The following is a 7,130-nucleotide window of genomic DNA, read 5'->3' on the forward strand; positions in this document are numbered from 1 at the left end:
AATAGAGGGATTGCCGTTTATTCCTGTAGTTTTAGGACTGTGGACTAAAATTACCAACGTAGATGTCTAACATTGACTACTTTTGGGTAGCTTTGTCCAGGTTTTTACGAGCGGTTAATCAAAAAATCACCTTCAAACCATCCGTTAAATCGGTTACAGAATCGGCGGTCGAACTTCCTTCGGCATTCTACTATATTTCTCAGAAAGCTATCCGGGTAATACAATGAGATTGAGAAACATAGAAAACAGGGAAACCTTGTCAAACCTCACCAATAGGATGAAACTTATGCGTGTAACTACTGTTACGATTTTCAGCGTGCTCGCTCTGCTAGCTCCAGGGCTGACTAAAAAGGCAAATGCAGCCTTCGAGTCTAAACCCTTTGTGCAGGAACAGTACCGCAGAGACTTTACAGCTCCCGCCGATCCGGGTGCGTCAGTACAGCCCGAAGCAACTACCCAAGGAGATATGTTTAACAAGCCTTTTTATGCAGGAGAGCAAAAGCCTGTGAGAAAGGAAAAAACTATCTCCGCAGGAGCAGACGGCCCAGAAGTTGCCGCCATACAGCAGCGGTTGCTGGTTCACGGTTTCGCGATCGGGACGATCGACGGTTCCTATGGTTCTCGCACCACATCCGCTGTCAGTGCCTTTCAGCAGTCTAAGCGGTTGAACTCCGACGGCATCGTGGACAAAGAAACTTGGACAGCTTTAGCCGCAGATCCGGCGCCAGCTTCTGAAAATTTGCAGGGGAATGCTCCCACTCAGAACAGCGATCCTGTTCCCGGCAATCCTGCAACTGCTCTGACTAAAGGTGCTGCCGGTTCCAAGGTGAAGACGCTACAGGTGCGTCTGGAAATGCAGGGTTACGATCCGGGCCCCATCGACGGCATTTTTGGCGCTCGCACTGCTACGGCTGTGAAGAAATTTCAGGAGTATAAGGGTTTGACTGCTGACGGCGTGGTTGACGAAATCACCTGGAAGGCGATCGGGCAAAACTAAGTAATGAGTTAAAAATACGGAAAATTGCTGTGCCTATAACTCAATAAACCCGGCGTGCAAAAATGACCGGGTTTTTGGATGTTGACTTATCGCTATGTTGTGTGTTATAATAATCAAATGTCAAAATGCGGATATGGCGAAATTGGCAGACGCGCCAGATTTAGGTTCTGGTTCCGAAAGGAGTGAAGGTTCAAGTCCTTTTATCCGCATCGCTTTGTAAGGAATGAGAATTAAATAACTTACAATTTTTATTCTTCTTGTGGGATGGGCGTCCCGCCCGTCCTTTATGGACGGGCGGGACGCCCATCCCACAAATATGTGTAAATTATTTAATTCGCGATCCTAAGACTTATGGCTATGCCATTGAGGAGTCTCGATCGATCCTCGATTAACCGGTTTTTGCTCACAAGGAAAGGCGATCGTCTCTTTCTTCAATCAGAACACCTATCCTCGCCGCCTTTAGTCTTCCATTGGTCTGATTCAACCTCCCCCGCCGGATTCGCTTGATTTTCCATTACATTAAATCTGCATTACTTTCTGTGGTCGATTGTATGCGATTACGTGCGGGTTACACTCCGTTACAATCCCAGAAACCTTGCAAACAAGGAGTTTCGAGATTGTACAAACACATAAAAATAAAGGCGGCACCCAGATTTGAACTGGGGGTGGAGGTTTTGCAGACCTCTGCCTTACCACTTGGCTATGCCGCCGTTACGTCTGAAAATTGACGTTATACGATAATACACTAAATCCTGATTATTTCAACATATCTCTCAAAAATTTCCATCGCCCAATGTTCGTTAGCGAAGCCCGCCCCTACGGGGGCTACGCCAACGAAGAGGATCGCCCCCACAACGGCATCCCAGGCTAATCTAGAAATAGCTCGATCGCCTCCGCTTTACCCGCAACAGCAGCCATGACACCAGATTCTCCCCTACTCGTCGCCCAAATCACCGACACTCACTTGTTCGCAGAGTGCGATCGACAATGGAAAGGAATCTCGACAACCCGCACCCTGCTAGCAGTTCTCGATCGCCTGCAACAGATACAGCCGCCCCCCGACTTACTGTTGCTGACAGGCGACTTATCCCAAGACGAAACACCCGAATCTTACCAGCGCCTCATCTCCCTCATCGCCCCCCTGGGAATTCCCGCCTACTGGATACCCGGAAACCACGACAACATCCCAGTCATGGCAGAAATCTTAAATCAGCCGCCGATTTCCCCTGAAAAATCCTGGATGCTGGGAAACTGGCAGTTTCTACTGCTTTCGAGCGTGGAAGCCGGATGCGACGGCGGGCGGCTTTCCCCAGACAGCTTGCAGTGGCTGGACTCTCAACTGCAAGAAACGGGCGATCGACCTGTTACGATCGCTTTGCACCATCATCCGCTGGCGATCGCAAGTGAAATCATGGACAGCATGATGCTGCACAATGCCGATGAATTTTTCGCAATTGTCGATCGATACCCTCAAATCAAAATCGTCCTTTGCGGGCACATTCACCAAGAATTTCATCAACAGCGAGGCTTAGTTTCCTACTTGGGCACGCCGAGTACCTGCATCCAACTGCTACCCAAAAGCCATCCGATTGTCCTCGATACTATCGGACCCGGATTTAGATTGCTCGAATTGGCGATCGATGGTACTTGGGAAACTAAGATTGAGCGAGTAGCCACAGAACCTGCAACAACTTGATAATTTACAGTTAAGAGGTGGTGGGTAGTTGTGCGATCGGCAAATCCAAGAATCCTCTACTAGGTTAGTAGTGAGGACTTCAGTCCGCATCAAATTGGTTAGTAGTGAGGACTTCAGTCCGCAGTAAAAATCATATAACTCAAGTCCAAACGAGCCAACCAATTTGATTGTGTTGCTTCAAACCCAAACAGCAAACAACAATATTCAGCAAGTTTCTGAACCCAAATTTACAAATCATAGAACATATTTTTTACTGAATCATATATTAAAACAGTATTAGCAAAAACACACTCAATTGTCAATCTATCAACAGATAGATATCTTTATTAAGGTCAACATTTTATGATAAGTATTGACCGTAAATTGCAGACATATTTAGAGCGCACCGACAACGAACAAAAATATATCTGACAACCTTACAAAACAGGAGAAACTTAATATGTCTCAAGTCAATGGCGTCATGATGCAGTATTTCCACTGGTACAACCCCGCTGATGGCAGCCTGTGGAATCAGCTAGCAGAATCTGCAAAAGATTTAGCAAAAATAGGCGTGACATCCCTGTGGTTGCCGCCCGCCTATAAAGGAACCGGCGGCGGGATGGATGTAGGTTACGGTGTTTACGACATATTCGACTTAGGTGAATTCGACCAAAAAGGATCGGTACGCACCAAATACGGCACAAAAGATGAATATTTGCGCGCGATCAAAGCTGCACAAGATGTAGGAATTCGGATTTATGCCGATGTTGTCTTCAACCACAAATTAGGTGCAGATGCAGAAGAAGAAGCCGAAGCCACACCCTTCAATCCAGACAACCGCAATGACACCGTAGGCGAATATCAAAAAATCAAAGCTTGGACGCATTTCACTTTCCCAGGCCGCGACAAAAAATATTCCAGCATGGAGTGGCATTGGTGGCATTTTGACGCCATTGATTACAACGTTTACAACACAGACACCCATGCCGTTTACCTGCTCAAAGACAAAGAATTCGATCGAGGGGTAGACTTAGAAAAGGGCAACTTTGACTACCTCATGGGTTGCGATTTAGATATGGACAACCCAGAAGTCACCGGCGAATTAAAATATTGGGGCGAGTGGTATGTCGATACAACAAACGTTGATGGATTTCGCTTCGATGCCGTCAAACACGTAGCAGCAGAATTTTTCCAAGAATGGTTGGAACACGTCCGCAACTATGCCAAACGCGACCTATTTGCCGTCGGTGAATATTGGTCTTACGAAGTGGAAGCTTTGCACTACTTCATCCAAGCAACGGATGGTAAAGTATCGTTATTTGACGCGCCCCTCCACTACAACTTCCACGCTGCTAGCAAAGCCGGCAATAGCTACGACTTGCGTACCATTTTTGACAACACCCTGGTAAAAGACCAACCAACCCTCGCGGTTACTTTGGTTGACAACCACGATTCGCAGCCTTTACAATCTCTTGAATCAGTTGTCGAGGCTTGGTTTAAACCCTTAGCTTACGCTTTAATCCTGCTGCGTAGCGAAGGATATCCGTGCATTTTTTACCCAGATTATTACGGCGCAAACTATAAGGACACAGCAAATGATGGCAACGAATACGAGATTTGGTTAGACAAACATCAAGGGATTCTCGATCAATTCTTGTTCGCACGCCAAACTTATTCCTACGGGAATCAGTACGATTACTTCGACCACGCCAACACGATTGGCTGGACGCGACTCGGAGATGAAGAACATCCGGGCGGTATGGCTGTGGTACTGAGTAATGGAGGCGATGGCACTAAGTTTATGGAAGTCGGACATCCAAATCAAACTTATATTGACATCACCGAACACATCAAAGAACCGATCGCAACTAATGACGATGGTTGGGCTGATTTTAGGTGCAACGCCGGTTCAGTTTCTGTCTGGGTTCCTCAGCCCTAAGCATGACCTAAATCTTGACGGCATCCTCTATCTGAAGTAGGGTGCGCGCTGCGCACCTTACGGCTACGATCGTCCTATCCAACCATTTTTTACTTGGCTATTTCTGATTTTTGCTGATTAAAGCCTGTTCGTAGTGAGGACTTCAGTCCTCTCTTTCTAATCTTACTTTTAGGCGATCGCGCCACTAAATTATTTAAATAAAAAATTATGAAACTTGCAGAAAAAGTTGCCGTGATTACGGGCGGCGGGTCGGGCATTGGACGTGCAGCAGGAATATTAATCGCCCAAGAAGGCGCAAAAGTTGCAATTATCGATCGCATTTTAGAAACAGCACAAGAAACCGTCCGCGAGTTGGTCAATCAAGGAGGTTGCGGGCTGGCGATTGCCGCAGATGTGGCTGATTCTAAGCATATGCAACAGGCATTTGAAACAATTTTTGACGAATATCAAAGAATTGATATTGTGTTCGCAAATGCGGGGATTAATGGTGTCTGGTCGCCGATAGAAGAAATAGAACCGGATGAATGGGATCGGACAATTAACATCAACCTCACAGGAACTTTTTTGACGGTTAAGTATGCTGTTCCTTATCTCAAAAAACAAGGAGGTTCCATCGTCATTACATCATCGATTAATGGCACCAGAAGCTTCAGGAAAGTTGGCGCTACAGCTTACGCTTGCAGCAAAGCAGCGCAGGTAGCTTTTGCAAAAATGCTGGCACTAGAACTTGCTCCCAGCCACATCAGAGTCAATGTGATATGTCCGGGTGGAGTGCTGACTGCGATCGATCAAAGTACCGTTAAGCGCCATCTCGATCGCATCCTAGTCCCGGCTGATTGTATTAAAGATGTGATTCCGTTGACTGATAATACCGCAGGTTCCAGCGAAGAAATCGCTCAATTAGTTTTATTTTTGGTGTCCGATGCCTCCAGCTTTATCACAGGTACTGAAGTCTGGATTGATGGCGGCGGTTCTTTGATTTAAAATCTGATATTATGCAAGTTTATAGGACTTACACATGGGTATCGAGAAACCGGGTTTCTTCCCTAATTCCTCGCTACTAAACCCTAATTTTTCTAAGAAACCCGGTTTCTAACCCGCCGCGCGCAATTCATATTTGATAAATATTCCCCCCAATTCTCCATTGTTTGACAGCAGTTTGCAATCTCTGCGGTAGCCAGTTATCGTACTGAGGATAAACAGGCAAACGCTGCACGAGTTGCCATTCGGCTGCTGCTAAAATTTCTGTTAAAGTTTGGTGTTGCAGGTGAGGATAATCTGGATTAACTTCATCCAGTGGCCCAATTCCACCTAAATCTCTCGCACCTGCTTCTAAACAAGCTAGCAATATTTGGGGCTGTGCAACTAAATTCGGCGGAATTTGTAGGGCGATTTCAGATGGTAAAATGCTGCGGGCGATCGCAATTACTTGTGGCATTTTTGTAGTATCAAAAACTTCGCCGTCCCAACTTTGCTTGTTTCCCGGACTGTGAGGCTGCAAAATAACTTCTTGAATGTGATTGTAGCGCGAATGAATCCGGGCGATCGCCTCCAACGTCTCAATCCAATCCGCCTCAGCTTCCCCAATTCCCAACAGCAAACCAGTGGTAAACGGAATCTGCAATTCCCCAGCCCATTCTAACTGTTGCAGCCGCAGCGCCGGCACTTTACTCGGTGCGTGTCGGTGAACCGTTTTTAACAAATTGGGGGACAACTGTTCTACCATGAGCCCCATCGAGACATTCACCTGTTTTAACTGTGCCATCTCCTCAAAGCTGAGCGGCCCCACATTAGTATGCGGTAAAAATCCGAGACTAAGTGCCAGTTCGCACAAATCGTAAATCCGCTGAAACCAGGCTTTGCGCCGTTGACTCTGGGGATGTACCTCGCCGCTGAGGATGAGAATTTCAATTACACCTTGAGGAAGCAGCAATTTGAGCTGTTTTTCGGCTTCTGTGAGTGTTAGCCAAGGACTTTGCAGCGGTTCGGCCCGAAAATTGCAATAGGTGCAGCGATTGTAACACTCGTAGGTGGGAACCAACGTATAGGCAGGGCTGTAGGTGACGGTGCGGGACATTCCTTGAGATTTTTATCGATCGGACTTACGCAATAACATATATATCTCACTGGGAGTTTTGCGGTTGGCGATCGCGCTCCTTCATTTATCTTAACACTCACGCCAGTCCCGAATCTCGTTATCAGCTAAATTATGAGCATTTTTTTCTTGGTGCGATCGCCTGTAAATTCCCCAGTCTGCTTTTGAATTCCCCATACAGCAAGCTTTGGGATAAATATAAGTATGGCTTATACCAGTCATAAGAAAAACTGTGCTTAAAACCCCTTTACAAACCGAAATAAAAGCTTTATATTTATTTACATGGCGGAACACAAAGCCGTCACGAACATTGAAAACCAAATAAAGCAATCATAAAACCATGACAGCAACCTTACAGCAGCGCGAAAGCGCCAACCTGTGGTCGCAGTTTTGCAACTGGGTCACCAGCACCGACAACCGCATT

The 7,130-nt window shown here is 46.4% G+C and carries 6 protein-coding genes and 2 tRNA genes; 5 read left to right on the plus strand and 3 right to left on the minus strand.

Going from position 1 to position 7,130, the window contains the following annotated elements:
• Window positions 1–286: 286 nt before the first annotated feature.
• Window positions 287–997: a peptidoglycan-binding protein gene (locus JGK16_RS31560; RefSeq protein ID WP_293187046.1), complete on the plus strand. Its 711-nt coding sequence runs from the start codon at window positions 287–289 to the stop codon at window positions 995–997.
• 127 nt (window positions 998–1,124) lie between these two features.
• Window positions 1,125–1,206 (plus strand) — tRNA-Leu (locus JGK16_RS31565).
• 430 nt (window positions 1,207–1,636) lie between these two features.
• Here the strand turns inward: JGK16_RS31565 and JGK16_RS31570 are convergent.
• Window positions 1,637–1,707 (minus strand) — tRNA-Cys (locus JGK16_RS31570).
• Between the two features lie 206 nt (window positions 1,708–1,913).
• Between JGK16_RS31570 and cpdA the strand changes: the two genes are divergently transcribed.
• From cpdA to JGK16_RS31585, 3 genes are all read left to right on the plus strand, one after another.
• Window positions 1,914–2,693: a 3',5'-cyclic-AMP phosphodiesterase gene (gene cpdA, locus JGK16_RS31575; RefSeq protein WP_293193835.1), complete on the plus strand. Its 780-nt coding sequence runs from the start codon at window positions 1,914–1,916 to the stop codon at window positions 2,691–2,693.
• Window positions 2,694–3,132: 439 nt separating this feature from the next.
• Window positions 3,133–4,611: an alpha-amylase gene (locus JGK16_RS31580; protein WP_293187048.1), complete on the plus strand. Its 1,479-nt coding sequence runs from the start codon at window positions 3,133–3,135 to the stop codon at window positions 4,609–4,611.
• Window positions 4,612–4,818: 207 nt separating this feature from the next.
• Window positions 4,819–5,595 carry an SDR family NAD(P)-dependent oxidoreductase gene (locus JGK16_RS31585; RefSeq protein ID WP_293187049.1) on the plus strand — a complete coding sequence of 259 codons (777 nt, stop codon included), beginning with the start codon at window positions 4,819–4,821 and terminating at the stop codon, window positions 5,593–5,595.
• A gap of 127 nt (window positions 5,596–5,722) precedes the next feature.
• Here JGK16_RS31585 and cofG read toward each other — a convergent pair whose 3' ends face one another.
• Together cofG and JGK16_RS31595 are read right to left on the minus strand one after the other, a co-directional pair.
• The gene (gene cofG, locus JGK16_RS31590) at window positions 5,723–6,688 is read right to left on the minus strand and encodes a 7,8-didemethyl-8-hydroxy-5-deazariboflavin synthase subunit CofG (protein ID WP_293193836.1); all 966 of its coding nucleotides are present in this window, start codon (window positions 6,686–6,688) and stop codon (window positions 5,723–5,725) included.
• Window positions 6,689–6,778: 90 nt separating this feature from the next.
• Window positions 6,779–6,928, minus strand: a complete 150-nt coding sequence (locus JGK16_RS31595) for a hypothetical protein (RefSeq protein WP_293187051.1) — start codon at window positions 6,926–6,928, stop codon at window positions 6,779–6,781.
• Between the last annotated feature and the right edge of the window lie 202 nt (window positions 6,929–7,130).

This window comes from Microcoleus sp. PH2017_09_SFU_O_A (genome assembly GCF_020738625.1).
Classification (GTDB): domain Bacteria; phylum Cyanobacteriota; class Cyanobacteriia; order Cyanobacteriales; family Microcoleaceae; genus Microcoleus.